General features: G+C 36.6%; 22 protein-coding genes and 1 other annotated feature. Of the genes, 7 read left to right on the top strand and 15 right to left on the bottom strand.

From position 1 onward, the window contains the following. Positions 1-7: 7 nt before the first annotated feature. The 5 genes from MHH85_RS02435 to MHH85_RS02415 form a co-directional block, all read right to left on the bottom strand. On the bottom strand, positions 8-1,531 hold the full coding sequence (locus tag MHH85_RS02435) for a long-chain-fatty-acid--CoA ligase (protein WP_340705837.1): 1,524 nt from the start codon (positions 1,529-1,531) through the stop codon (positions 8-10). Between the two features lie 101 nt (positions 1,532-1,632). Further along, the gene (locus MHH85_RS02430; RefSeq protein ID WP_340705836.1) at positions 1,633-2,403 is read right to left on the bottom strand and encodes a 3-hydroxyacyl-CoA dehydrogenase; all 771 of its coding nucleotides are present in this window, start codon (positions 2,401-2,403) and stop codon (positions 1,633-1,635) included. A gap of 96 nt (positions 2,404-2,499) precedes the next feature. Further along, positions 2,500-3,288, bottom strand: coding sequence for an enoyl-CoA hydratase/isomerase family protein (locus MHH85_RS02425; protein WP_340705835.1), 789 nt, complete (start codon positions 3,286-3,288; stop codon positions 2,500-2,502). 16 nt (positions 3,289-3,304) lie between these two features. Further along, positions 3,305-4,489 (bottom strand): CaiB/BaiF CoA transferase family protein, encoded by a 1,185-nt coding sequence (locus MHH85_RS02420; protein WP_340705834.1) that lies wholly within the window; start codon positions 4,487-4,489, stop codon positions 3,305-3,307. 15 nt (positions 4,490-4,504) lie between these two features. Then, positions 4,505-5,674 carry an acyl-CoA dehydrogenase family protein gene (locus MHH85_RS02415; RefSeq protein ID WP_340705833.1) on the bottom strand — a complete coding sequence of 390 codons (1,170 nt, stop codon included), beginning with the start codon at positions 5,672-5,674 and terminating at the stop codon, positions 4,505-4,507. Positions 5,675-6,040: 366 nt separating this feature from the next. On the opposite strand from MHH85_RS02415, the gene MHH85_RS02410 reads away from it, so the two are divergent. After that, complete coding sequence (locus MHH85_RS02410) at positions 6,041-8,179, top strand: sigma 54-interacting transcriptional regulator (RefSeq protein ID WP_340705832.1); 2,139 nt, start codon at positions 6,041-6,043, stop codon at positions 8,177-8,179. 177 nt (positions 8,180-8,356) lie between these two features. On the opposite strand, the gene MHH85_RS02405 is transcribed toward MHH85_RS02410, so the two are convergent. Continuing rightward, complete coding sequence (locus MHH85_RS02405; RefSeq protein ID WP_340705831.1) at positions 8,357-9,412, bottom strand: CAP domain-containing protein; 1,056 nt, start codon at positions 9,410-9,412, stop codon at positions 8,357-8,359. A 238-nt stretch (positions 9,413-9,650) separates the two neighbouring features. Then, positions 9,651-10,280: a Bax inhibitor-1/YccA family protein gene (locus MHH85_RS02400; protein WP_340705830.1), complete on the bottom strand. Its 630-nt coding sequence runs from the start codon at positions 10,278-10,280 to the stop codon at positions 9,651-9,653. 285 nt (positions 10,281-10,565) lie between these two features. Between MHH85_RS02400 and MHH85_RS02395 the strand changes: the two genes are divergently transcribed. Continuing rightward, a complete protein-coding gene (locus tag MHH85_RS02395) occupies positions 10,566-11,462 on the top strand; it encodes a DMT family transporter (protein WP_340705829.1) in 897 nt (298 codons plus the stop codon). Positions 11,463-11,523: 61 nt separating this feature from the next. Here the strand turns inward: MHH85_RS02395 and MHH85_RS02390 are convergent, their stop codons facing one another. Next, entirely contained in the window at positions 11,524-12,210 is a 687-nt protein-coding gene (locus MHH85_RS02390) for an ArsR/SmtB family transcription factor (RefSeq protein ID WP_340705828.1), read from the bottom strand. A gap of 317 nt (positions 12,211-12,527) precedes the next feature. On the opposite strand from MHH85_RS02390, the gene MHH85_RS02385 reads away from it, so the two are divergent. Next, entirely contained in the window at positions 12,528-12,836 is a 309-nt protein-coding gene (locus tag MHH85_RS02385) for a hypothetical protein (protein ID WP_053416684.1), read from the top strand. Between the two features lie 184 nt (positions 12,837-13,020). Here the strand turns inward: MHH85_RS02385 and leuS are convergent, their stop codons facing one another. The 4 genes from leuS to MHH85_RS02365 form a co-directional block, all read right to left on the bottom strand. Beyond that, entirely contained in the window at positions 13,021-15,435 is a 2,415-nt protein-coding gene (gene leuS, locus MHH85_RS02380) for a leucine--tRNA ligase (RefSeq protein ID WP_340705827.1), read from the bottom strand. Between the two features lie 96 nt (positions 15,436-15,531). Continuing rightward, positions 15,532-15,747, bottom strand: a binding site (T-box leader). A gap of 233 nt (positions 15,748-15,980) precedes the next feature. Further along, positions 15,981-16,637 (bottom strand): 3-oxoacid CoA-transferase subunit B, encoded by a 657-nt coding sequence (locus tag MHH85_RS02375; protein WP_340705826.1) that lies wholly within the window; start codon positions 16,635-16,637, stop codon positions 15,981-15,983. Positions 16,638-16,656: 19 nt separating this feature from the next. Further along, positions 16,657-17,346, bottom strand: coding sequence for a CoA transferase subunit A (locus MHH85_RS02370; protein WP_340708112.1), 690 nt, complete (start codon positions 17,344-17,346; stop codon positions 16,657-16,659). Between the two features lie 127 nt (positions 17,347-17,473). After that, complete coding sequence (locus tag MHH85_RS02365) at positions 17,474-18,652, bottom strand: MDR family MFS transporter (RefSeq protein ID WP_038188050.1); 1,179 nt, start codon at positions 18,650-18,652, stop codon at positions 17,474-17,476. Between the two features lie 165 nt (positions 18,653-18,817). On the opposite strand from MHH85_RS02365, the gene MHH85_RS02360 reads away from it, so the two are divergent. The 4 genes from MHH85_RS02360 to MHH85_RS02345 all read left to right on the top strand — a co-directional run bounded on the left by MHH85_RS02360 (position 18,818) and on the right by MHH85_RS02345 (position 22,115). Continuing rightward, a complete protein-coding gene (locus tag MHH85_RS02360) occupies positions 18,818-19,777 on the top strand; it encodes a TIGR01212 family radical SAM protein (protein WP_193740775.1) in 960 nt (319 codons plus the stop codon). After that, positions 19,774-20,346: a class I SAM-dependent methyltransferase gene (locus MHH85_RS02355; protein WP_053416690.1), complete on the top strand. Its 573-nt coding sequence runs from the start codon at positions 19,774-19,776 to the stop codon at positions 20,344-20,346. The genes MHH85_RS02360 and MHH85_RS02355 overlap by 4 nt, the downstream gene beginning before the upstream one ends. A 157-nt stretch (positions 20,347-20,503) precedes the next feature. Further along, entirely contained in the window at positions 20,504-21,571 is a 1,068-nt protein-coding gene (locus MHH85_RS02350; protein ID WP_340705825.1) for a type III polyketide synthase, read from the top strand. Positions 21,572-21,575: 4 nt separating this feature from the next. Continuing rightward, positions 21,576-22,115: an isoprenylcysteine carboxyl methyltransferase family protein gene (locus tag MHH85_RS02345; RefSeq protein ID WP_193740778.1), complete on the top strand. Its 540-nt coding sequence runs from the start codon at positions 21,576-21,578 to the stop codon at positions 22,113-22,115. 45 nt (positions 22,116-22,160) lie between these two features. Here the strand turns inward: MHH85_RS02345 and MHH85_RS02340 are convergent, their stop codons facing one another. The 3 genes from MHH85_RS02340 to MHH85_RS02330 all read right to left on the bottom strand — a co-directional run bounded on the left by MHH85_RS02340 (position 22,161) and on the right by MHH85_RS02330 (position 26,603). After that, positions 22,161-23,162: an LLM class flavin-dependent oxidoreductase gene (locus MHH85_RS02340; protein WP_340705824.1), complete on the bottom strand. Its 1,002-nt coding sequence runs from the start codon at positions 23,160-23,162 to the stop codon at positions 22,161-22,163. 94 nt (positions 23,163-23,256) lie between these two features. Next, positions 23,257-24,729: an alanine/glycine:cation symporter family protein gene (locus MHH85_RS02335; protein ID WP_340705823.1), complete on the bottom strand. Its 1,473-nt coding sequence runs from the start codon at positions 24,727-24,729 to the stop codon at positions 23,257-23,259. A 419-nt stretch (positions 24,730-25,148) separates the two neighbouring features. Beyond that, positions 25,149-26,603 carry an alanine/glycine:cation symporter family protein gene (locus tag MHH85_RS02330; RefSeq protein WP_340705822.1) on the bottom strand — a complete coding sequence of 485 codons (1,455 nt, stop codon included), beginning with the start codon at positions 26,601-26,603 and terminating at the stop codon, positions 25,149-25,151. Positions 26,604-26,608 lie beyond the last annotated feature (5 nt).

Raw genomic sequence — 26,608 nt, 5'->3', positions numbered from 1 at the left:
TTATTCATTAATTACTTTTAACTGTCTCTCGCAGTTGAAACTTCATCAATTTCCCAGAAGTATTGCGAGGCAATTCGTTTTCAAATAGCACTTTTCTTGGAATTTTATAGCCCGATAAATTCTTTCTACAATAAGCTTCCAACTCTACAAGATCTATCGTCTCTCCATTTTTTTGTACAATAACCGCCGTCACGACTTCTCCCCACTGCGGATCAGGTGTTCCAATGATTGCGATATCTGCAATTTGTGGGTGTGCGCTTAACACGTTCTCAACCTCAACAGAGTAGACATTTTCTCCACCTGAAATAATCATGTCTTTACTTCTATCAACTATAGAAATGTATCCTTCGTCATCTTTTACTCCTAAATCTCCAGTGTATAACCAACCATCTCTTAAAGTACTTGCCGTTTCCTTAGGCTTTTTATAATATTCTTTCATAATCGTACTACCTTTAAGAATAAGTTCTCCAACTTCACCTGCCTTTGTTTCAAGCCCATTAGGTGCAACGACTTTCACTTCCGTTAACAACAAGCCGTCCTTACCAGCTGACCCAACTTTTGTCTTATGTTCCTCCGGAGATAAGAAAACACCTGTAGGACCTCCTTCTGTTAATCCACATAAGCTGTAAAAATTATGCGTTTTGAAAAATTTGATACATTGATTGACTTGTTCAGCAGACATAGGTGCTGCACCATAAGAAAAACGCTTAATAGATGAAACATCATATTGATCTTTATCCGCATATTCAAGCATTAATTTATACATTGTTGGAACAGCGAAAAAGTTCGTGATTTTATATTTCTCAATATCTCTAAATATAGCTGCAGGGTTAAATTCTCGGTGTATCACGTTAAACCCACCTACGAAAAAACTACTTGTTAAACATATTACTAGCTGCGCCGCATGATATAACGGCGCAATATGAATAAATTTTTCCTGTGCGTTGTAACCAAACGTTCCAATCATCCCCACATTTACATTTGTCACACGTTGATGGTCAAATAGTGCACCCTTTGGATTCCCCGTAGTTCCTGAGGTATACAAAATATGAAGGTCGTCCGTACCATTAATTTCAATAGATGGCTCAGAAGTATCCTTAGATAAGATAGCTTCAATTGACAAGTTTCCTTCAATGCTTGGCGTTTCAACAGTAATCACTTGGCGGATAGCAGGAATGCCATTTTTAGATGCTTGAATTAACTCTTCATAGTCTTGATCGCAAATGACAAGGACACTATCAGATTGATTCAAGATGTAATTCGTTTCTCTTTCAACTAACCGAAAATTCATCGGCACAATGACTGCACCTATTTTGGCGCATGCATAATAAGAAATAGCGAAGAAATCGGAGTTTTTCATCATAAGAGCCACTTTTTCTCCCTTGTTCACTCCTAAGTTAAGTAAACCGTTGGCAAATCGGTTCACAATTTCATTAAACTCGCCATACGTATATGAACGGTCTTCATAAACAACTGCCATTTTTTCCGGGTGTCTTACTGCATTTTGCGCTAAAATTTTTACAATGTTCATCCATCCATTCCTCCATTGCTATTTAATTGAACATTCAGAAATTTATTTAGACATTTTGATATAAAGTAATGCCGTCCGCTTCGTTTCTAATGAACCATTCCTTAACGTGGAGACATCCGAATTCCACCATCTAGACGTATCACTTCCCCGTTTATATACTCATTTTCTATCATGAATAGTACCAATGATGCGTATTCAGTCGGTTTTCCAAGACGTTTGGGAAACTCGACCATGCTTTCCAATTTCTCAACCACTTTTTCTGACAAAGTCTCTGCCATTGGTGTACGGAACAAACCTGGCGCAATCGTATTAATTCGAATGCCAAAAGAAGATAGATCACGTGCAACTGGCAAAGTCATTCCTGCAACTCCAGCTTTACTTGCACCATAAGCCGCTTGCCCCATTTGACCATCAAAAGCAGCTACTGACGCCGTGTTGATAATAATTCCACGCTCGCCAGCATCTGTAAGAGGTTCATTTTTCGCCATTTCTGTCGCTGCCAATCTCAATACATTAAACGTCCCATTTAAGTTGATATCTATCACTTGTTTAAAGTTTTCTAAAGGCATTGCTCCCGAACGGCCCAATGTCTTTTGAGGTGTTCCGACACCAGCGCAGTTCACACAAATATGCACTGCTCCAAATGTCTCCATCACTTTCTCGATTCCAACCTGTACAGATGCATCGTCCGTAACATTTACAAGTGCGTAAACAACGTTTTCACCCAATTGCTCACATGCCAGTTGTGCTTTTTCTTCATTCAAATCAAAAATGACTACTTTTGCTCCTCTCTCTACTAAACTTGTCACCGTACCAAGTCCTAAACCTGAAGCTCCACCTGTAACAATTGCTACTTTACCTTTTATATTCATGTTCTCCACTCCATTTCTTTTATTGATCAAAATTTGTGGTTTTCACCACTAGTATTCTTTTTATAAAGTAATAGTTTGAACTACTAATGATTAAGGTTAATACCCTTCAAAAACTGGTTTTCTTTTTTCTGTGAAAGCTGCTAATCCTTCTGCCATATCGTATGATTTTGTATGCGCCTTCAACGATAACAATTCTTGTTTCAATGCTATTTCAACAGGTTGCTCCAATCCATCCGTTACAAGTTGTTTCATCTTGCGGAGGACCAAAGGACTTTTTTCTGAAATCTTGTCTGCAATTGCTTGTACAGTCTTTTCTAATTCCTCTAGACTAACTACTTCTTGGACAAATCCGTATTCCTTCATTTCGGCTGCACTAATAAATTCGCCAGTGAACAGTAAGTACTTTGCACGGTTAACACCAATTTTCCGTGGCAACTTCACAGCACCACCTGCTCCAGGCAACACTCCGAAATTAGCATGAGCATCCCCGATTTTCGCTTTTTCAGACGCAATAACAAAATCGGCCGTCATCGCAAGCTCTAAACCGCCCGCCAAAGTAATACCATTTAATGCGGCAATTAAAGGTTTACTCAACTTTTCTAACTTCCCAAAAAGCTCTTCACTTAAATCTAATAAGCCAGGTTCCTTTTGATACTTCACCTCAAGGTCTTCCAAAAGTTCCTTTAAATTTGCTCCTGCACAAAATGCTTTCCCCTTGCCTGAAAGTACAACAACACGGACATCATCATCATTCTCCGCTTGGACAATTGCCTCTTTCAAAGCAAGCAATAAAGCTTTTCCTATTGCATTCATTTCGTCTGGACGGTTTAAATAAATCCATGCTGTTTGATTACGTTTTTCATAAATAATTGGTTGATTGCTCATTGTAAGTTGTCCTCCTTTATTTAAATACGCCTTGTTCTTTCCATTCTCTAATTTGATGTATACTATATCCTTGTCCTACTAAAATATCTGTTGTATTTTCACCGATAGCTGTACCTACATGCTGATAAATTGGTTTAGCTGATGAAAATTTTATTGGAGTAGCCATTTGTTTTTGACTGGCTCCATTCACTTTAGGGACATCTACTATCATTCCCCTTGCTTGAAGTTGCGGATGATCACACGCTTCGGCAAACGTTAATACCGGTTCCACGCATCCTTCTAAATCTCCATCAAACACGGCCAGCCATTCTTCATAATTCTTTGTTAAAAAAACTGCTTTAATTTCTTTCTTAAACATTTCTTGATCCGCGGCCTTTTCACTCATTCCTATTCCGAATAATTCAGATTTCCCTAGAGCATCACAAAGTATTTTTTTAAAAGGCGGCTCAATGCTCCCCACGGAAAAATATCGACCGTCTTTCGTTTCATAAAAATCATAAAATGTGCCACCATTTAACTGCATTTCTTCTGGCTGCGGTTCTATTCCTCCAGCGAGATATCCTGAGCCATAAACTGCATTCAGAGAGAAAGCAGCATCAGTCATGCTTATATCGATGTATTGCCCTTCCCCCGTCTTCTCACGATGAACAACTGCTGCCAATATGCCGATAACTGAATGTAATGACCCTCCCGCAATATCTGCAATTTGGATACCCATCGTTGTAGGAGCTTCTCCTTTACGCCGCGAGTAGTCCATTACACCAGCTACTGACAAATAGTTATTATCATGCCCCGGTCGATTCCGGTAAGGCCCTGTTTGACCGTATCCTGTCAGCGAGCAGTAAATGAGTTTAGGGTTCACCTTCTTTAGTGATTCATAGTCAAGACCTAAACGCTCCATAACACCTGGCCTAAATTGTTCAATAACGATATCGTATTCGTCCACTAACGTTTTAATGATTTCCACTGATGCTTCATGCTTCAAATTCAATGTCAACGAGCGTTTCGAGCGATTCAAATAACAGTGCGCAGCAGACAGTCCCTCTTTATCAAAAGGTGGCATCACTCTAATCAGATCGACTCTCGCCTGAGACTCCACCCGGATTACTTCCGCTCCCATATCAGCGAACATCATAGTGGCATACGGTCCAGGCAACAAGGTTGAAAAATCTAGTATTTTCAATCCTTTTAAAATGCTCATTATCCATCCCCCTTGCTACTCTTGCTTTCCAAAAATACCTCTACTAATAATTTCTTTCATAATTTCAGAGGTACCTCCAAAAATCCTTTGAATTCTAGCATCCACGAAAGCTCTAGAAATTGGATATTCCTGCATGTACCCATACCCTCCGAATAATTGTAGGCAACCATCTACGATTTTCCCTTGCGCTTCAGTGCATGTTAGTTTAGCCATACTTGCTGTTTCAGTATCAAGGTCTCCTCTTTCTATTAAATACAGACATTCATTAACAAACGAGCGATTCACCCTTGCTTCTGTCTTCATTTCTGCAATGCGAAATCTAGTATTTTGAAATTGGCTAATTGGTTTTCCAAATGCTGCGCGTTCATTTACATATGCAATCGTTAAATCTAATACTCCTTCTAATGCTCCTTGTGCACCAATTGCGATTGTTAGTCTTTCCCTAGGAAGCTCCTTCATTAATGTAATAAACCCTCTGTTCAATTCGCCTAAAATTGCGTTATCAGGTACTAATACATCCTCTAAAAACATTTCAGAAGTATCGCATGCATGTAATCCGATTTTTTGAAGGTTTTTCCCTCTGCTTATACCTGGGGTGGCTAAATCTACTATAAATAATGTTGTTCCTTTTGATGCAGGTACTTTCAAGTCCGTTTTAGCAACAACAATCACAAAGTCACAAAGTTGACCATTACTAACAAATGTTTTTGAACCATTTATTACATAAGTTAATTGATCTTCATCAAACTGGGCTATTGTTTGAATTCCTTGGAGATCACTTCCTGCTCCGGGCTCAGTCATTGCAATTGCACCGACAAGTTCACCGGTAGCCATTTTCGGTAGATAGTAATTTTTTTGTTCTTCATTTCCAGAGCTCAATATGTATTGAGCAATTATATTAGAATGAACCGATAAATTAACCGCAATTGCTGCATAACCTAGTCGATTCAACTCATCGATAACTGTTACAGAATAAGAGAAAGGCGCTCCTGACCCACCGTACCTTTCTGGAATATCTATACATAACAACCCTTCATCTCCAAGCTTTTTCCAAAGATCACGAGGGATGTTCCCATTTTCTTCCCAGTTACTATATTCCGGTTCAATTAATTTCTTTGCTATAGATTGAATGGATTTACGAAATAACAACAACTCATCTGCTTGATGCATCTCACTGATTGCCATATATATATCTCCTTTACACTTTGATGATGTCAGCCACCTTGGCCATTAGTACGCCTTTTCCATGTTGATTGTATGTTGTTAATGTGATCGTAATATTTCCCTGTCTTCTTTATCTTGAATCATATGAAGAATTTAAGTTCTTCCGATAAAACTTTAGCTTTACTCTATATAAGCAAGACCCATGCCAACTTTATTTTTCATTGATACCCTTGAATATTAGGTGATTTCCAAAATATATATGTCCATAATCGTGAACACATTTCCGTTAATAAGTGGAGAGTGTTAACAAATAAGTGTAAACTGTACACCTATTTGTTATAATATTTTTAATTATCAGTAAACTTAATGAGTGGAGGAATTTTATAAATGCGTGTCGAGGATGTCATGATGAAAGATTCGCCTACTTGTACAGTAAATTACACAATTCAAGAGACATTAGAAATTTTCGCTAAAATAAATTCGCAAATTATTCCGGTAGTTAACGATGATAAAAGATTAATAGGTTTACTAACAAAAAATAAAATTATTCAAATACTAGCGGAAGGTTATTCATTTCAGTACCCTATTTCATCTTTTATTAATTTTAATCCCATTTTCTTATATCCAGATCAAGATATTAATGAAACTCGAAAATTACTACTTAATCATCAGATTGGACATGCACCTGTTGTAAATCGACAAATGCAACCTATTGGCATTCTTTCTACATCACAAATATTATTTGCATACGACCTCGTATATGATCGATTGCAAACCCAACAATCATTACTATTCGAAAACTTAAATTTCGGATTATTTTCTGTTGATACTAAGTTTAAGGTTAACGCCATAAATCCTGTAGCAGAAAAAATCCTTCAATTATTACCCAATAAACAACATATATTCACTGAATTAAACGGACTCGGGGAGATTACTAATCTATTAACTGGGATATTGCATCATAAAGAACAAATAATGAAAAAGAAGATGCAACTAAATGGCCATAGCCTTGTCGTACAGAGTTATCCATTGATAGAAAAAAACAAACTAGTTGGTTCTATGGTCATTATGGATGATTGGACTAATATCGAAAAAATAGCCAATGAACTGCGTTTTTCTAAAGAATGGGAGGAAAAGTTACGAAGCGTTATTGAACTAGCTTATGATGGCATTATTTTAGTTGATCAAAAGGCAGAAATAACAATGGTCAATAATGGCTTTTGTGAGTTATATAATGTTCAAAGTAATGAACTTTTAGGGAAATCCATTTCGAACATGTACCCTGATTTAGGGTTAGATGAAGCTTTACAAACAGGTGTCAGAATAACGAATGTTGCAAAATTAATTGGTAAGACACAATGTCTTATTACAATTTTACCTATAAAAAACAATGAAGAAATTATTGGAGCAATTTGTAAAATTACATACCGTGGTTTAAAGCATTTGCAAGAAGCTATTAAAAAGGTAAATAACTTGGAACAACAAGTCACTTACTATCAAAAAGAATTGAATGAACTTAAAGGAACAAAATACTCTTTTGCTAATATTATTGGGGAATCTTCCAATATTAAACGGATAAAAAATGAAGCCTTAGCTGCTTCTAATAGTTTATCAACGGTTTTACTTTTAGGGGAAAGTGGCACCGGAAAAGAATTATTTGCACATGGAATCCATGCCTCTTCTTCTCAAACTGGTATGTTTATTCAAGTGAACTGTGCAGCAATTCCTCCAGAGTTAATGGAATCAGAATTCTTCGGTTATGCTGAGGGCTCGTTTACTGGTGCAAAAAAGGGTGGGAAAAAGGGCAAATTTGAAATGGCTCAAAATGGAACATTATTTTTAGATGAAATCGGTGATATGCCTCTTTCACTTCAATCAAAACTATTACGAGTTTTACAAGAAAAGGAGTTTGAACCAATAGGGAGCAATCGTATTATTAAACTCCAAACTAAAATTATTGCTGCAACAAATCAAAACCTTGAAACACTTATTAAAGAGGGGAAATTCAGAGAAGATTTATATTATCGTTTAAATATAATGAGGATTAACATCCCACCTTTACGAGAACGAATTGAAGATATACCTGACATTGCAGAATCCATTATTTCAAAACTAAAACTTTCAGGATTTCATTTAAAAGGAATCACTCATTCTGCATTAACAAAGTTATTAAACTATAACTGGCCAGGTAATGTTCGTGAGCTACATAATATTTTAGAAAGGGCAGCAAATCTAACAAGTGATGGATATATAGATGCTCAACACCTTCCAGAATCGTTCAATGCTAACGCTAATATTTTCACATCAACTGAAAATATAAGAATAGATCAAACAAATACACTTCTAGCATATTCAGAGGAACTTAATAATAAGCCATATTGGAATGCTATTGATCATAAAGAAAAAGAACTCATACTTGCTGCACTTAAAGAAACAAATGGAAACAAAGCAAAAGCAAGTAGAATATTAGGTATCAGTCGCACGTGGCTTTACGAAAAGATAAAAAAATATAATATAAGTATTTGAATAATCTATTTCTAGCATACTACCGATTAACCTATCTTATTTCTATTGGCATTAATAAAAGAGGCAATAAAAATATTTTTTATAAGTCAAGAAATATTCTTAAGTCCAAATAATAAAAAGCAAGGAGAAAACGTAATGTTTTTCTCCTCGCTTTTTTATAAAAACACTTATCATTTACTACCTTACTTGAATAAACTGCTGTGTCCAGTAATGTTTATAAGGGCCACCATTGGCATAACCTACTCCAATATGAGTAAAACGGCTATTTAGCATGTTTGCTTTATGACCTGGGCTATTCATCCAAGAATTCATAACATCTTTTGGCGATATTTGGCCAGCCGCAATATTTTCACCTGCATAGTAATAACTGATGCCGTAGTTACGCATCATATCAAACGGAGAACCGTATGTTGGACTAGTGTGGCTAAGGTATTGAAGATTACGCATGTCTTCTGATTTAAGAGTAGCAGTTTTCTCTAGTCTTTTGTCTATTTTAAGTGGTTCTACTCCTACTTTTTTTCTTTCTACATTCACAAGATTAACTACTTGTTCGCTAAAAGTTACAGGTTCAGGTTTTGGTTCAGGTTTCTTTACAGGTTCTTTTTTATATGGTGATTTTAATTTACCTTTTTTATAAAGAATCCCATTGTATATGTATTGAGAAAATGCTCCTCGTTTAACTAAATCATTTGCACCAAATTTTGTTGATGATTTTCGTTTACCGACACCGGTAGTAACAAATGCTTGTACATCTTTATAAGCTTTATTTTTCTTAGATACATCTGAATACGACAGGTTTTTTACGGATTTTAATTTAAATGCCTTTGTTAACATTGTTGCCATTTCAATCTTCGTTATTTTACCTTTTGGATTGAATTTTTTTGATTTCTTCCAAATTTTTTCGTCCACTAAAGTTGCAGCATATGGATATGCCTTACTCGATTTTTTTAAATCTGTAAATTTCGGATTAGGACGGTTCTTTGTAGAAAGTTTTAAAGCTTTAACAATTGCTTTCGCCGCATCTTCGCGTGTTACATAACTAGACGGTTTAAATTTGCTACCTTTATACCCCGTCATTATTTTTTTTGAAACTACATACTCAATTGCTTTTTTGTTTGAATGAGTTTTTGAAACGTCTTTAAATTTAACATTAGTCGCCGCAAATCCCGTTGTGGACAGCGTTCCTACCATAAAGATGATTGCAATCAAACATGAAAATATCTTCTTATACATCGTACTTACTTCCCTTCTGTTGCTTTAATTGCCTAAACTTTTATGCACAACTTTATTATATTAATATAATTAAAAATAGTTTAAAAGGACAAGAAGTACAATTTCTTATCAAATAAATGGATAATTTAATAAACCTTATATTACATTTTAAAATAAATTACTCAGTTAATTTGTATTATTCTCCATAAAAAAAGACAGGGAAAGCATCTCATTCATGCTTTCCCTATCTTTTTATCAGTTAATCTCGATCTAGTATGTTTTTCAAATGATAAATGAGTTTTAGTAGTTCCGTAAATAGGTTGATAAAGTCTAAGTATAGATTTAATGCAACGAGTGGCACTTCTTCATCACTAATATAACTTCGAGCAATTTGATTCATATCGTACAACGTATAACTTACAAACAGCAATACACCAATTGCACTTGCAAAGACCATTACAATATCGCTAAAACCGACAAAAATCGTAATGATAGAAAAAATGATGACACCGATTAATACGATAAACAAAAATTTGCCCCAGTTACCTAAATTGCGTTTAGTATTATAACCAATAATACCTGCTACGATGAAGATTGCCGCCGTTGTACCGAAGATAACTAGTACTAGACTTCCACCTAAAGCACCGATGTAAAATTGGAGCAAGCTATATAATGTCACACCTGTTAAGAAAGCAAATAGGATCGAGATCGATTTGCTCGCTTTTCTTGCAGCACGACTAAACATAACGATTAACAGTAAAACAACCGTTGCGATACTAATAGGCATTACTAGTGATACGGGAACGAATACACCAGCAAATAGCCCAATCGCTGTGACTACCCAAAGCAATGTAAAAAACCGAAGAACCTTCGGAAATTGTGATTCCATTAAATTTATCTCTCCTATATTGTTAAACTACTATTATTATAATTCTTTTTTAAAGAAATGTTTAATAGTATGGATATATCAAACTTCATTCCCCTTTCAAACATTAGTGAAATTTTTCTTTAGCTAAAAAAATCTCCAACTATAATAAGATCACTCATCTTATCTAGTTATTTATCACTATATGTTTATCTTATACTTTTGCATTCCATACTTCGATAACAGTTGAATTATTCAGCGTTTATACTAGCTATAGATTAGTCATTATAATATGTAGGGAGATTGAATATGAATACTTTCAAATTTATACCGCTGATACTTTTAACGACATTTTTAATGGGTTCTTCTTTTGCAGTAGTTAAAATTGGTTTACCTTATTCATCGCCACTGTTATTAGCAGCATTACGCTTTACACTTGCCGGAATCATCATGGCAATAATCGTGATTATTTTAAAAAGACCTCATCCAACTTCAAAGGAAAGTTGGGTAAAGTTGCTGATAATAGGTAGTTTGCAAACAGCTGGCGTTATGGGCTGTATCTTTTTAAGTTTACGAACGATTACGGCTAGTGAATCCTCAATTCTCACTTTCACAAACCCATTACTCGTCGTAGTATTCGGCACCATCTTTTCTCAAATACGCTATAAATATTATCAATGGATTGGCGTTCTTTTCGGTTTAGTAGGAGTAAGTATTACGATGGGAGCACAAATTGAATTTAAGATCGGTATTCTTTTTGGCATTCTATCTGCTGTATTTTGGGCGATGGCCACATTATTAGCTAAAAAGTGGGGAGCATTTTTTGATAACTGGGTGTTATCCGCCTATCAGATGCTGTTTGGTGGATTAATATTATTACTTGGTAGCTTTACTCTTGAAGAGTCATTTTTTATTCTAAATAGTAATTCAATATTCATTTTATTATGGCTAAGCATTATGTCATCCATTGTTCAATTTGCTGTCTGGTTTTATCTTTTACAAAAAGGTGATCCGGGGAAAACGAGTGCCTTTTTATTTTTAGCACCTTTTTTTGGTGTACTGACTGGCTGGTTATTATTAGATGAACCGTTATACCCTTCTCTTATAGTTGGTGGTCTATTTATAATTATTGGTATTTATTTAGTAAATAGTAATTTCAAGCAAAAAAACAATCTAGTTCAAAGTACTATAAAAGTAAATGAATAGCTGTTGTTCAATCAAAAAACCCTCTCCTAATATAATTTGGCGAGGGTTTTTCATTTCAACATTACATATTTATATTAAAATTTTGTTTGAAACCTACTTTTCCTTTGTCTGTAATTTTTACAGCACGTATAGATGGCACTCTAACAATCCATCCTAAATCAAAAAGGTGTGTCATAAGTCCATGTCCTAAAGCACCTGCAAGATGATGTTGACGCTCACTCCAATCTAAACAAGCATGTGAAAATGAACGGCGTTTTATTTTTAATTTATCTAAATCAATGCCGAATTCAGTAAAGAATTGTTCTCCTTTAGGAGTAACTAAAAATTCTCTCTCTTCTTTTTTTAGATATCCTGAATTCAACATTGATTGGGTTAAGTTTATGCCTAATTTACCAGCTAAATGGTCATAGCAAGTTCTAGCTTCCTGAAGTAATTTTACTTGGCTAGATTGTTTTAATGAACGAACTTCAGGAGGTGGCGAAATGGCAAGAAAAGATTCCAAAATACGTGCGACTTCTTCATTCTCCAGTTGATAATAACGATGACGTCCCTGTTTCTCTACTTTCACTAAATTACCTTCTACTAATTTTGCAAGGTGAAAGCTCGCTGTTTGAGGTGTTACAGCAGCCATATAAGCTAATTCACTCGCTGTATGATAACGCCCATCCATTAAACTTGTAAGAATTGTTGCTCTTGAGGTTTCTCCAAGGAGAGAAGCAACTTCAGCCACATTGGGATTTATACTCATTTCCAACATCCTTTCCGCATTCCATATTTCGATTATAGGGGAAGTATAGGTTGCTTACAATATACACCAATTACGTTGAGGCTTATTTGATCATAAACCACATTTTAACCATTTTAACTTTCTAAAGTGATTTGTTCTGCTTTAACGTATTTTTTAAAAAACCCTTAGAAATGTTTGGAAAATAACCTTAACATTTATACTTATTTATCTTTATTCACTAATTTTCCATGTCTTTAATTTTAAAATTAATTATCTTTGCAACTATTGTTGTTTTCAAACGTATATAGGGTATCATATCTAATCAGGAGGTCTTGTATATGTTCATAATCCCAACTATTATTGCTTTTTTATATGAATTATTATTAGCTATACCTATTTTAGGTGGAGCTATTATGATTGGTTCTGGATATTCAGCTTTAACGACTGCGCTCGTTATTCATGTAATCGTTCTTGTTCTGCGCTTTGTGACTGGTCACTCAAAAGTTGTACCGATTTTAGCGATTATCTTAACTTTACTGACGTGGATTCCTATCCTTGGATGGACTATTCATATTTTAATCGCTGTTGCTTATTTCATTGACTTTTTTATGGGTTTAGGCAAAAGTTCTATTAAAAGGGATTTTTAAAATAATCAATTTATAGTGCACAGTTTCAATTCCTCAAAATTGAAACTGTGTATTTTTGTGCGTACTAAATATGAAACCCTAGTATTCCTTGCGCTATTAAAAAATGAAAAAACCACATCTTCTCTCATATTAAAGAGAAGATGTGGTTAGTCTGCTAAACAGCAGAAGTATTATGTGATGAAGCTTAAATCGCTACAATATTCACAAGTTTCCCAGGAACAGCGATAATTTTCTTAATTTCTTTATCCGCAATTTGTTCAGCAATTTTTTCATCTGCTAATGCAATTTCTTGTAGGTCTTCGCGAGATGCGTCTTTTGCTACTAAAATTTTGGTTTTTACTTTACCGTTTACTTGCACTACTACTTCGATTTCATCGTCAGTTAATTTCGATTCATCAAATGTTGGCCATGCAGCGTACGTTAATGTTTCTGCTTTACCAAATTTCGCCCATAACTCTTCTGCAATGTGAGGAGCAATTGGCGCTAACATTTTAACGAAGCCTTCAGCATAAGCTGTTGGCACGACATCTGCTTTGTAGCAATCATTGATGAATACCATCATTTGTGAAATAGCCGTGTTGAAACGGATATGTTCGTAGTTTTCAGTTACTTTTTTCACTGTTTGGTTATACACTTTTTCTAAAGTAGTATCATTTGAAGCTTGGATTTTATCTGATAGTGATCCATCTTCATTGATAAATAGACGCCAGATACGATCTAAGAAGCGTCGTGCTCCATCAAGGCCATTTTCAGACCATGGAATAGATGCTTCAAGCGGGCCCATGAACATTTCGTAAAGTCGAAGTGTATCTGCACCGTGGCTCGCAATAATATCGTCAGGGTTTACTACATTCCCTTTTGATTTAGACATTTTTTCATTACCTTCTCCTAAAATCATCCCTTGGTTGAATAATTTTTGGAAAGGCTCTTTAGTTGGTACAACACCTAGATCGTACAATACTTTATGCCAGAAACGAGCATATAGTAAATGCAGAACAGCGTGCTCTTGACCACCAATGTAAATATCAACTGGTAACCAGCGTTTTAATAATTCTGGATCCGCAAGCATCTCATCATTTGTTGGATCAATATAACGTAGGAAGTACCAACTAGAACCAGCCCATTGTGGCATAGTGTTTGTTTCTCGACGACCTTTTTTACCTGTTACAGGGTCAACTACATTTACCCATTCTTCAATATTCGCAAGAGGTGATTCTCCAGTTCCACTTGGGCGGATATCATCAGTTTTAGGTAAAATAAGTGGTAGCTCTGATTCATCAAGCGTTGTTACTTCGCCATCTTCCCAATGAATAACTGGGATTGGCTCTCCCCAATAACGTTGACGGCTAAATAACCAATCACGTAAACGATAAGAAATTTTCTTTTCACCTACGCCTTTTTCTTCTAACCATTCAATCGCTTTAGCAATCGCTTCTTCTTTGCCTAAACCATCAAGGAATCCAGAGTTAACATGTTTACCTTCTCCAGCATATGCTTCTTTTTCGATATCTCCACCCGCTACAACTTCAACGATTGGTAAATCGAATTGTTTTGCAAATTCGTAGTCACGTTCATCGTGAGCAGGAACAGCCATGATTGCACCTGTACCATATGTTGCAAGTACATAGTCAGCGATCCAAATCGGCATTTTCTCACCATTAATTGGATTCACTGCATAAGCGCCTGTGAAGACACCTGTTTTTTCTTTTGCAAGATCAGTACGTTCAAGATCAGATTTCATTTTCACTTCATCTAGATATGCTTCAACTGATGCTTTTTGTGCATCTGTTGTAATTTCAGCTACTAGTTTATGTTCAGGAGCAAGTACTGCATAAGTAGCACCAAATAATGTGTCAGGGCGTGTTGTAAATACACGGAACGATTGATTTGTACCATCTACTGTGAATGCCACTTCTGCACCTTCAGAGCGCCCAATCCAGTGACGTTGCATATCTTTAATATTTTCAGGCCAATCTACTTCTTCTAAATCGTCGACTAAACGGTCAGCATAAGCAGTAATTTTCAGCATCCACTGTTTCATAGGACGGCGTTCAACAGGGTGTCCACCACGTTCTGATTTACCATCAATTACTTCTTCATTAGCAAGTACTGTACCAAGTGCTGGGCACCAGTTAACAGCTACCTCATCAATATAAGCTAAACCTTTTTTGTATAGTTGAACGAAAATCCATTGAGTCCATTTATAGTAGCTTGGATCTGTTGTATTGATTTCTCGATCCCAGTCATACGAGAAGCCAAGTTCTTGAATTTGACGTTTAAATGTCGCAATATTTTTTGCTGTAAATTCAGCAGGATCATTACCCGTGTCTAAAGCGTATTGTTCAGCAGGTAGTCCGAATGCATCCCAACCGATTGGGTGAAGAACATTATAGCCTTGCATACGTTTGAAACGACTTAAAATATCTGTTGCTGTATATCCTTCAGGGTGTCCAACATGTAAACCCGATCCCGATGGATAAGGGAACATATCTAGTGCATAAAATTTTGGCTTTGATTCGTCATTGACAGTTTTAAATGTATTATGTTCTGCCCAATATGATTGCCATTTCTTTTCGATCTCTTGATGATTGAAATTCAATGATTTCTCCTCCTTAAAATAATAAAACAAGTTTCGCCATTTATATTGTCATAATATTCCTATACTTTAGACAAAATAAAAACTCCCGTCCCTAGAACAAGGGACGAGAGCTTAAAAAGGTTCCCGCGGTACCACCCAAATTAGTGTATTACACTCAACTTGATTCCTTAACGCGGAAAACGGCTTTGGTTACACTTGTATTCACCATTGCAGACTCCAAGGCGAGTTCAATTTATCCATTTACTAGCTTACACCACCCGCTAGCTCTCTTGAAAATCAAATAAATTTACTATTCCTTATCATAGTCTTGTTATATTGAATCTAATTCTAATCGAATTGAGCCAAAATGACAAGCAATTTAAAAACTTTGGAAATAAAAGGGTTATGATGTTCGGATCGAAGTTTTCTTTATAATATGTAAAAGGTTCGATTTCTACCCTATTTATACGTGAAGAAAAGGATATCAATAAAATACAAGTGTTATTTTAATGTAAAAAAAGAAAGACATATCCTACTTATGCCTTTCTTTTTTTATAGAATATCACTTATCTAACAACTACATTTTCCTGCACATTTTCTACATTTAAATCGGCACCAGTAACTGCAACAACTTCTTCTACTGTATACCCTTCAAATACTTCTCTTAATACCAGTCCTGTAGGTGTTACATCAATGACAGCACGATCCGTAATGATTTTGTCGACAACGGATTTTCCTGTTAACGGTAGCTCACAAGTCTTTTTAATCTTAGCAGAGCCATCCTTTGCTACATGCTCCATTATTACAATAATTTTCTTTGCACCATGTACTAAGTCCATTGCTCCGCCCATACCTTTAATCATTTTCCCTGGAATCATCCAATTGGCTAAGTCACCTGTTTCAGATACTTCCATTCCACCTAAAATGGCTACATCAATATGGCCACCGCGGATCATCGCAAATGATTCAGCATTGCTAAAAAAAGCAGAGCCAGGAATAGTTGTGACCGTTTCTTTCCCTGCATTAATCAAATCAGGATCTACCTCATCCTCTGTCGGATATGGTCCTATTCCTAATAATCCATTTTCTGATTGTAAAATTACCTCTTTATTTGAAGCTATATAATTAGCCACTAATGTTGGCATACCAATTCCTAAATTGACATAATTCCCGTCAGCAATTTCCTGTTCCGCACGACGTGCAATTATTTCTCTTACATTCATATCTCAAAGTCCCCTTTCTTTAAGAACGAATCATTAAGCGTTCAATTCTTTTTTCTTGTTTCGCCTGAAATAGGCCTTGTACATAAATGCTTGGCGTCTGCACTTGGTTAGGGTCAATGTCACCCGGCTCCACTAGTTCCTCTATTTCAGCAATCGTAAATCTTCCAGCTGCAGCCATGATTGGATTAAAGTTTTGTGCTGTTTTGTTATAAATTAAATTACCAAAACTATCTGCCTTAGCTGCTCTTATTAATGAAAAGTCTGCATGCAAAGCTTCCTCTAAGACATATTCCTTACCATCGAATATGCGTGTTTCCTTTCCTTCTGCAATAGGAGTCCCCACTCCCGCCGGCGTATAAAATGCTGGAATCCCTGCTCCACCTGCACGAATTTTCTCGGCTAGTGTACCTTGTGGTGTCAGTTCTACCTCAATTTCACCTGATAGTACTTGACGCTCGAATTCCTTATTCTCTCCTACATAAGAACCTATCATTTTCTTTATTTGTTTTTTATGTAGCAGTAATCCAAGTCCCCAATCATCAATGCCACAATTGTTAGAAATGATGGTTAGGTCTTTCACTTCTTTTTCAACTAGAGCTAGAATGAGTTGCTCTGGAATACCAACTAAGCCAAATCCACCCACCATAAGTGTCATACCATCTTGAATATCAGCAATCGCTTCACTTGCAGAAGTATAAATAGGCTTCATCTTCACTACCCCTTTCTTCACTTGAAATTTCTCCCTCTTTCATTTTCTCAAACAAGTAACAAATATTCAAATTCTAGCAAATATATATATTTATGTAGTATTTTATGCAAATAAAAAACTGAGAATCTCAAAGACTCTCAGTTTTTTTCTCTTTTAGCGGTCGATCATACATGACATAAGGTACTATAGCAATCGCAAGGAAAATTGTTAAAACAATGAACATAATATGCATACCTAATTGATCAGCCAGCACACCACCTATAAAGGGTCCGACCATTCGACCTATCATCGCAGCACTATTTACAACCCCTTGATAAAATCCATCTCGTCCTTTGGGTGCTAACGTGCTAGCAATTGTAGGAATTGCTGGCCATACGAACATTTCTCCAAAAGTCAAAATGATAATTGCGACCATGAACATTTGGAATGATTCTGCAAAGCTCACTACAATAAAGGATACGATATAGATGGAAATCCCTAACACTAGTTGCGCTTTCATAAGATGTTCCAATTTTTTTACAATCGGATTAATCAGTGGTTGACCGATTACAATCAATAAGCCATTTACAGTCCAAAGCAAACTATATTGCTTCAATGAAATACCTAAATCTTGTGTATAAGATGAAATTGTTGTCGTCCATTGTGAATAGGCAATCCAACTGAATAGGAAACCGGATGATATTATTAATAGTGCGATAAAAGAAGATTTATCTTTCACGCGCTTACTTTCACTCACAACAGATGTTGGCCCCATTGATTGTTCCCCCATGGACCGGAAACCAAAAAAGGCAATGAAAAAGAACACTACGTACATTAGCAAATTCGCACTAAATAAATAGTCAAAGCTATAAGACGCTACAACTCCTGCAAGAGCTGGACCAATCGCTACACCTAAGTTTTGAGCTAAGTAAATGGCATTAAATCCACGTCGCCCTCCTTCTGGCCAAGCAGTACCTACCATTGCGAACATACTTGGGAATACAACCCCACCACTAAAACCGATAAGCGTTAAAAACCACACGTAATGAGGCCAACCATGCCAAATTGTTAAGCAGATTAGACCTAAAATTGTCACAATAATTCCAAACATGATCGCCTTATAACCGCCATAACGATCAAATAAATAACCACCTAGTAAGTTTCCAACAACACCTGCAGCAGCATTTGCCATTAACACAAGCCCTGCAACAGAGAGAGATTGCCCTAGATGATCATGCATATAAATTGTATTTAAAGGCCATAAAAATGAACTACCTGTAACATTTACAAGCATACCAATTATTAATAGCCAGACACTTTTTGGCATCCCCTTACCCCCATTATTTCGTATAACTAAATAATCTTATTTCATTTCCATTATTTCAACAACCCCATAAAGCTTTTTTCTATTATTTTTTTTCACTTGAAATAAAATGATTCGATGAATTGGCCATTCCCATGTTAAAATAGTTCGTTAGAGGAGTGAAAACGCATGACTGAAAATTTATTTCCGTTCCCTTCTGATGGGAAACGTTATTATACATGGAATCGATATTTACGTAATGAGTTTGGTCACAAAGTATATAAAGTAGCTTTGGATGCAGGCTTTGACTGTCCAAACCGTGACGGCACTGTAGCATTTGGTGGTTGTACATTTTGTAGTGCAGCCGGCTCAGGTGACTTCGCTGGTGATCGCGTAGATCCAATTCCAGTTCAATTCGAAAAAATCAAACATAAGATGGAGCAAAAATGGAAAAACGGCAAAACGATGGCCTATTTCCAAGCGTATACAAATACACATGCCCCATTACCAATCTTGAAAGAGAAATTCGAGGCGGCTTTAGCTCAAGAAGGTGTTATGGGGATTAGTATTGCTACTCGACCTGATTGCTTGCCTGATGATGTTGTTGAATATTTAGCTGAACTTAATGAAAGAACTTATTTATGGGTAGAACTAGGTTTACAAACAGTCCATGAAAAAACAGCAACAATGATTAATCGTGCACATGATTTCGCGACTTATGTTGAAGGCGTCGAAAAATTACGTAAGCACAATATACGAGTATGTAGTCATATCATTAACGGGTTACCTCTTGAAACAAATGAAATGATGATGGAGACTGCACGAGCTGTCGCTAATCTTGACGTACAAGGGATCAAGATCCATCTACTTCATTTATTAAAAGGTACACCGATGGTTAAACAATATGAAAAAGGCATCCTTGAATTTCTGGATAAGGATGAATATATTAAGCTGGTAGCTGACCAACTAGAAATCATCCCGCCTGACATGATCGTGCATCGAATTACAGGTGATGGACCAATCGACTTAATGATTGGCCCAATGTGGAGTGTTAACAAGTGGGAAGTATTAAATGGGATTGATGCTGAACTTGAAAGACGAGGTAGCTGGCAAGGTAAGTTTTATAATGCGGAAGTGCCATCTAAATGAAGCTCCAGCGCGTTTTACAATACACTAAAGATTTACTAGCAGATACAGTAGTAGCTGGTGATTCTGTGGTTGATGCGACAGCTGGAAATGGACATGATACAGCCTTTCTAGCAGAGCTTGTAGGCACTACAGGACATGTCTATGCTTTTGATGTTCAGCAGCAAGCAGTTGACGCGACAAAATTACGCCTTGAGGAAAACCAATTAGACAAACAAGCTACAGTTATTTTAGATGGCCATCAAAACGTTAAACACTATGTATCAGAGCCTATTAAAGCAGCTATTTTCAATCTCGGTTATTTACCTGGTAGCGAACACTCGATTGTCACAAAGCCTGGTACAACAATCGAAGCAATCTCTGACTTATTAGACCTATTACATGTAGGCGGTATGATTATTCTCGTTGTTTACCATGGCCATGAAGGCGGCAAGGATGAACGCGATAAATTATTAGCTTATGTTAGTGACTTACCACAGAAATACGTTCATGTTTTACGTTATGAATTTATCAACCAAAAAAATGACCCTCCATTTATCATTGCTCTAGAGAAAATGAAGGACTTACCATAAAAGAATTACAACAATACAAGACTTCTATTACCGTTCATACAGGTGATGGAAGTCTTTTTTATACCTTTCACCTTATTCTCCTACAAAAAAATACTTGAATAAAAGCCATTGCACATAGTGATACTGATAATATTCTATTTTTATAAGGAGAATCAGTATGCCAAAAATTCATGCAGTTAGTACATATAACCCACCATATACATTAGTACAAACTCAGGCTGAGCATTTTGTTCGCACTCTTTTCTCACAAAAAATAACTCAACTAGAGCGCTATTTACGTGTTTTTGAAAATGGTGAAATTCTTAATCGCCATCTTACTATGCCAATTGATTGGTATAAACAAGATCACGATTTCGCCGAACGTAACCGACTTTATATTGAACACGCTGTCTCTTTTGGCGTTACCGCTATTGAGAACTGTTTAGAAAAAGCTGGTGGGGTCAGTACGAAGGATATTGATGCCATTGTATTTATCTCTAGTACTGGCATTTCAACACCAAGTATTGATGCTCGAATTATGAACAAACTCCCTTTTTCTGAACATGTTGTACGAATTCCTATTTGGGGACTAGGTTGTGGCGGTGGTGCCGCCGGAATTAGTCGGGCTAATGACTTCTGTATTGCCCACCCCGCTTCAAAAGTTTTAGTTCTATGTGTTGAGCTTTGTAGCCTTACTTTCCAAGCGAATGATTTAACTAAAAGTAACCTTATAGGCACATCCCTTTTCGGAGATGGTGTCGCTTGTGCGCTCGTTTGTGGGGATGCTGTCATGGCTACTGCTCGCCAGCCACTACCCGCTATTAAAGCTACTGCTTCCAAATGGCTTCCAAACTCAGAGGATGTCATGGGATGGGCTGTTGAAAATACAGGATTTCATGTTATATTCGCCAAAAGTATTCCTAGCGTTATTGAAAATTGGCTTGCCCCTTTTGTAGATGAATTTTTACAAGCTAACAAAACAGAGCTCTCAAACCTCCATCATTTTGTAGCACATCCTGGTGGAAAAAAAGTATTAACCGCTTATGAAACTGCTTTACGAATAGATTCGCAATTACTTATACCAAGTAAAACCATATTACAAGACCATGGCAATATGTCTTCTCCTACTGTTTTATATGTATTAGAAAAGACAATGACAGAGTATGCTAATAAAGGAGATATTGGCTTAATGGCCGCTTTAGGACCGGGTTTTAGCGGAGAACTATTACTCTTAGAATGGAAGTGATGACTTGCTATTTTCTATCGTCTTCATACTAATTTGTTTACAACGCTTAGGAGAATTAATGGTTGCAAGGTCAAATGAGCGCTACCAAAAAAGACAAGGAGCTATTGAGGCTGGTCAGGGACACTACCCACTCATGGTGATAATGCATACTCTCTTTTTATGCAGCCTACTCTTTGAATACTTATGGCTCAAACCTCCACTGAGCCCACTATGGCCTTATCTACTAATAGCCTTCATAACGCTACAATTTGCACGTGTTTGGGCTATTCAATCACTTGGTCGATTTTGGAATACGAAAATCATTATTTTACCCGGAGCCAAACTAGTAAAACAAGGACCGTATAAATGGATGCCTCATCCAAATTACGCCATTGTCGCTCTTGAAATCGCCATTATACCTCTTATTTTCCAGGCATATTTCACTGCTATTATTTTTACGTTTCTTAATTACGGGATGATGCTTATACGTATTCCGATAGAAGAAGAAGCACTTTCACAATATAGCAACCACCCTTCTAATGAACCAGATAAAATTTCTAGTTAAAAAAATAACCTCTACATAGCTAAATTTGCTAAGTAGAGGTTATTTTTATAGTATTTCCTTTGCAATTAGTTCAAAGGATTTTAATTTGTCTTCAAAATTATAAGCAATCGTTACTAGCATCACTTCTTCTGCTTGGTATACTTCTGCTAAGTTTTCAATTTGTTCTTTTACTTGTTGAGGATTTCCCACAACTAATCTTTTACGGAATTCCTCAATACTTTGCAGATCATAGATGGTATATGGATAATTCATAGCTGTTTCAATAGAAGGTGTTCCAGCAGATGGCTTACCTTGTACTAAACGAAGCATAGTCAGCTCCTTTGAAGATGCAATTCTCTTTGCATCTTCTTCAGTCTCTGCACAAACTACAAAGACAGCTACTGCTTGCTTTGGCTGTTGCAAATATTGAGATGGTCTAAAGCGATCTCTATATGCCTTAGCATAAGAAGGGCCTCCATCACCATTAATAAATTGAGCGAACATATATGGCAAGCCTTTTTCCGCAGCTAAATATGCTGAATTAGCACTTGAACCAAGCATCCAAACAGGTGGAGCGCTATTGGTCGTCGGTGTTGCTTTTAAACCTTGGAATTGATGACCTTCTGGTACTGCATCATGCAAATACATAAGTAAATCATCAATCTGGTTAGGGAACTGATTGACATCACGAAAATTCCCATCATGTAAAGCATGAGTTGCACGTGGCATTCCACCTGGTGCTCTCCCCATTCCTGCATCTATACGCCCTGGGTATAAGGCTTCTAATAACTTAAAATTCTCTGCAACTTTATATGCTGAGTAATGTGGTAGCATCACACCACCTGATCCAATGCGAATACTCTTAGTTGCTGACGCTAAATGAGATATTAGTATTTCAGGCGATGAACCCGCTAAAGTTGTTGTGTCATGATGTTCTGAAACCCAGAACCTTGAATATCCCCATTCCTCTGCTTTTTGTGCTAAAACAGTTGTTTGTCGCAATGCCTCGACAGCATTGGAACCTTCAGAGATGGGTGACTGGTCTAATATACTTAATCGAATGTCCAAAAAATCGCCTCCTAGCTAAAGAGTACCGAAACATATAAAATAACACCAATAAAAAGTACTAAGGGTAAATGGAATACCCTTAGTACTTAGAATGTTACTCTGATTTTTTATTTTTATTGTAGTTAACCCAGAAGTCTGCATTTTTAATACCTAATTGTTCTGGATTAAACACAGGGTCTTTTCCTTGTTTCTTCTGGGCTTCATAGTCTTTTAATGCAAGTAAAGCTGGCTTCATAATAAATAGTATACCTATGACATTTACCCAAACCATTAACCCTAATCCTACATCACCTAGTGCCCATGCTATAGTAGAAGTTTTTACTGTCCCATAGAATACGGCAGCCAAGAAAACAAATTTCATTACCCAAATCCATAACTTTTCTGCCTTTCCTTTAAATAGATACGAGATATTTGTTTCTGCTATATAGTAATATGCCATTACAGTTGTAAAAGCAAAGAAGAATAAAGCAATGGCTACAAATTCTGAACCGAATCCTGGTAAAGCAGAGTCCACTGCGTATTGTGTATACGCCGCACCAGCTTCAATATTAGACGCTACAATCCCTTTACCAAAGTCACCTTGATGAAGGAATGTTGCATTCGCTTCATCATAAACATTAAAAGTCCCTGTAAATAAAATCATGAATGCTGTTGCTGAACAAACTAATAACGTATCAATGTAAACGGAAGCCGCTTGCACGATACCTTGTTTGGCTGGATGGGATACTTCTGCTGCTGCTGCGGGATGGGCTCCTGTACCTTGACCAGCTTCATTTGAGTAAATACCACGTTTTACTCCCCAGGCGATTGCAGCTCCAATGATCCCCCCAAAGGTTGAATCCAGAGCAAAGGCATTTGCAAAGATTAATTTAAATACTGCAGGTACTTCAGAAATATTCATTAAAATAATCACAAGGGCCATTAAAATATAGGCAATAGCCATAAACGGTACAACATATTGGGCTACTTTTGCAATTGATTTAATACCACCAATAATAATAATTGCTAATAAAACAACGATGATAAGTCCGGAAATCCACATTTTAATACCAAAAGCACTTTCCATTGCCCCTGCAATTGCATTAGTTTGTACGCCAGGCATTAAAACTGCCATTGCGATTAATGCAATAACGGCAAAAACTATACCAAAGCTTTTCTTCCCCAAGCCTTTTTCAATATAGAAAGCTGGACCACCACGATATTGATCATCTTTTTCTTCCTTGTAAATCTGAGCGAGTGTCGATTCAACGTAAGCTGTAGCGGCTCCAATAAAAGCGATAGCCCACATCCAAAACACTGCACCCGGTCCGCCAAATGCAATAGCTGTAGCTGTACCTGCAATATTACCTGTTCCTACACGACCAGATAGCGCAATCGACATAGCTTGGAATGAAGAAATACCTTTTTTTGACTTTTCTCCTTTAAACATAAGAACACACATGTCTTTTATCAATCGAACTTGTAAAAATCGTGTAATGATTGAGAAAAGTAAACCTACTGCGAGTATGCCATAAATCATCCACGGTCCCCATAAAAAGTCATTCAGAAGCGAAACGAAACTCTCCACTTATTCTCCTCCTTTTTTAATTTTTAGTTAAAACTTCGTATTTTCTTTTTAATGATAGGAATATAAAATTTATAAAAAATCATTAGTGGATATATGTTACATTCTGATATATAACTAAATTTCATAATCCGTAAACCATTATATGTGTTATATATCAGAAAAATCCGAAGGGTATACATTATTATTTAAGGATAGAGCTTTATCTTTTAATTATTAAATCAATATTTTCCCAGTACACTCAATTAGAAAATATTACTCTCTTCTCCACTTATAGCAAAGCAAAAATCCTTAACAAAAAAAGGCGTCTCTTTAGTCATTTACAGACTAAGAGACGCCCTATTATATTGTGAAGATCTTGATATCATTTATGGATATTAAACTCCATTATCGAAAAAACAATTCATTTATCAGTTAAATGCTTATTTTCTTTCTTTATTTTTTTGTTCCCAGAAATCAGCATTTTTAATACCTAATTTAACGGGATCAAATTGAGGATCAATCCCCTGCTTTTTCTGCTCTTCATAATCTTTTAATGCTATTATAGACGGTTTCACCAAGAATAATAGCGCGATAATGTTTACCCAAACCATTAGCCCTAGACCAATGTCACCTAAAACCCAAGCTAAGTCCGATGTTCGAACGGCACCATAGAAAGTCGTAGCAATAATAATAATTTGCACGACACGTATGCCAACTTTCTGCCGCTTCCCTTCAAACATATAAGCAATATTCGTTTCAGCAATGTAATAATAAGCCATTGTCGTTGTAAAAGCAAAGAAGAATAATGCAATGGCAACAAAGCCTGAACCTACCCCAGCACCTGGGAATGCACTGTCGACCGCTGCTTGAGTATAAGCTGTTCCTGCGATAACACCGGGAGCATTTTCAACTAAATATTCACCTTTACCATCATCTAATTGGACATTATACATACCTGAAAATAGGATCATAAATGCTGTTGCCGTACAAACTAAAAATACAGCTAAGTATACCGAAGCTGTTTGTACTAGACCTTGTTTTACCGGATGAGATACCTCAGCAGCAGCTGCTGGGTGAGGCCCTGTACCTTGTCCAGCTTCACTTGCATAAACACCACGTTTTACTCCCCACGCTATTGCAGCACCTACCATCCCACCAAAAGTAGAGTCTAGACCAAACGCACTTCGAATAATTAAAGAAAATACTTCAGGTACCTTCTCAATATTAATAACAATAATAATGGCTGCAACTAGAAGATATCCTAACGCCATAAACGGTACGATAAAAGAAGCTACTGAAGCTATACGTTTTACGCCACCTAAAATAATGGCACCTAAAATAACACAAACTACTAAACCTGAAATCCAATGTTTTATACCAAATGCAGTATACATCGAGTCAGCGATAGCATTTGACTGCACGGTTGGTTGTAAAAATGCCATTGCAACAACTGCTGCTACAGCAAAAATCATTCCTAACCAACGCTTCCCTGTACTTTTTTCGATATAAAATGCTGGTCCACCGCGATAAACACCGTTTCTTTTTTCTTTATATATTTGTGCTAAAGTTGATTCTACATAAGCGGTTGCAGATCCGATGAAGGCAATTACCCACATCCAGAAAATTGCACCCGGTCCCCCAAAGGCAATTGCTGTAGCAGTACCTGCAATATTACCTGTCCCAACACGACCAGATAACGCCATAGATAATGCTTGGAAAGAGGATACACCTGCTTCAGATTCTTTACCACTGAAAATTTGTTTAAACATGTCTTTCAATAAACGGACTTGTACACCTTTTGTTAATATAGTAAATAATAATCCGACTAGTAGAATACCGTAGATCATCCACGGTCCCCATAAAATCTCATAAACACTGGTAATAATGGCTTCCATCTATT

It is taken from the genome of Viridibacillus sp. FSL E2-0187, assembly GCF_038006425.1.
Classification (GTDB): domain Bacteria; phylum Bacillota; class Bacilli; order Bacillales_A; family Planococcaceae; genus Viridibacillus; species Viridibacillus arvi.
This window is presented reverse-complemented; position numbering and strand designations above follow the sequence as displayed.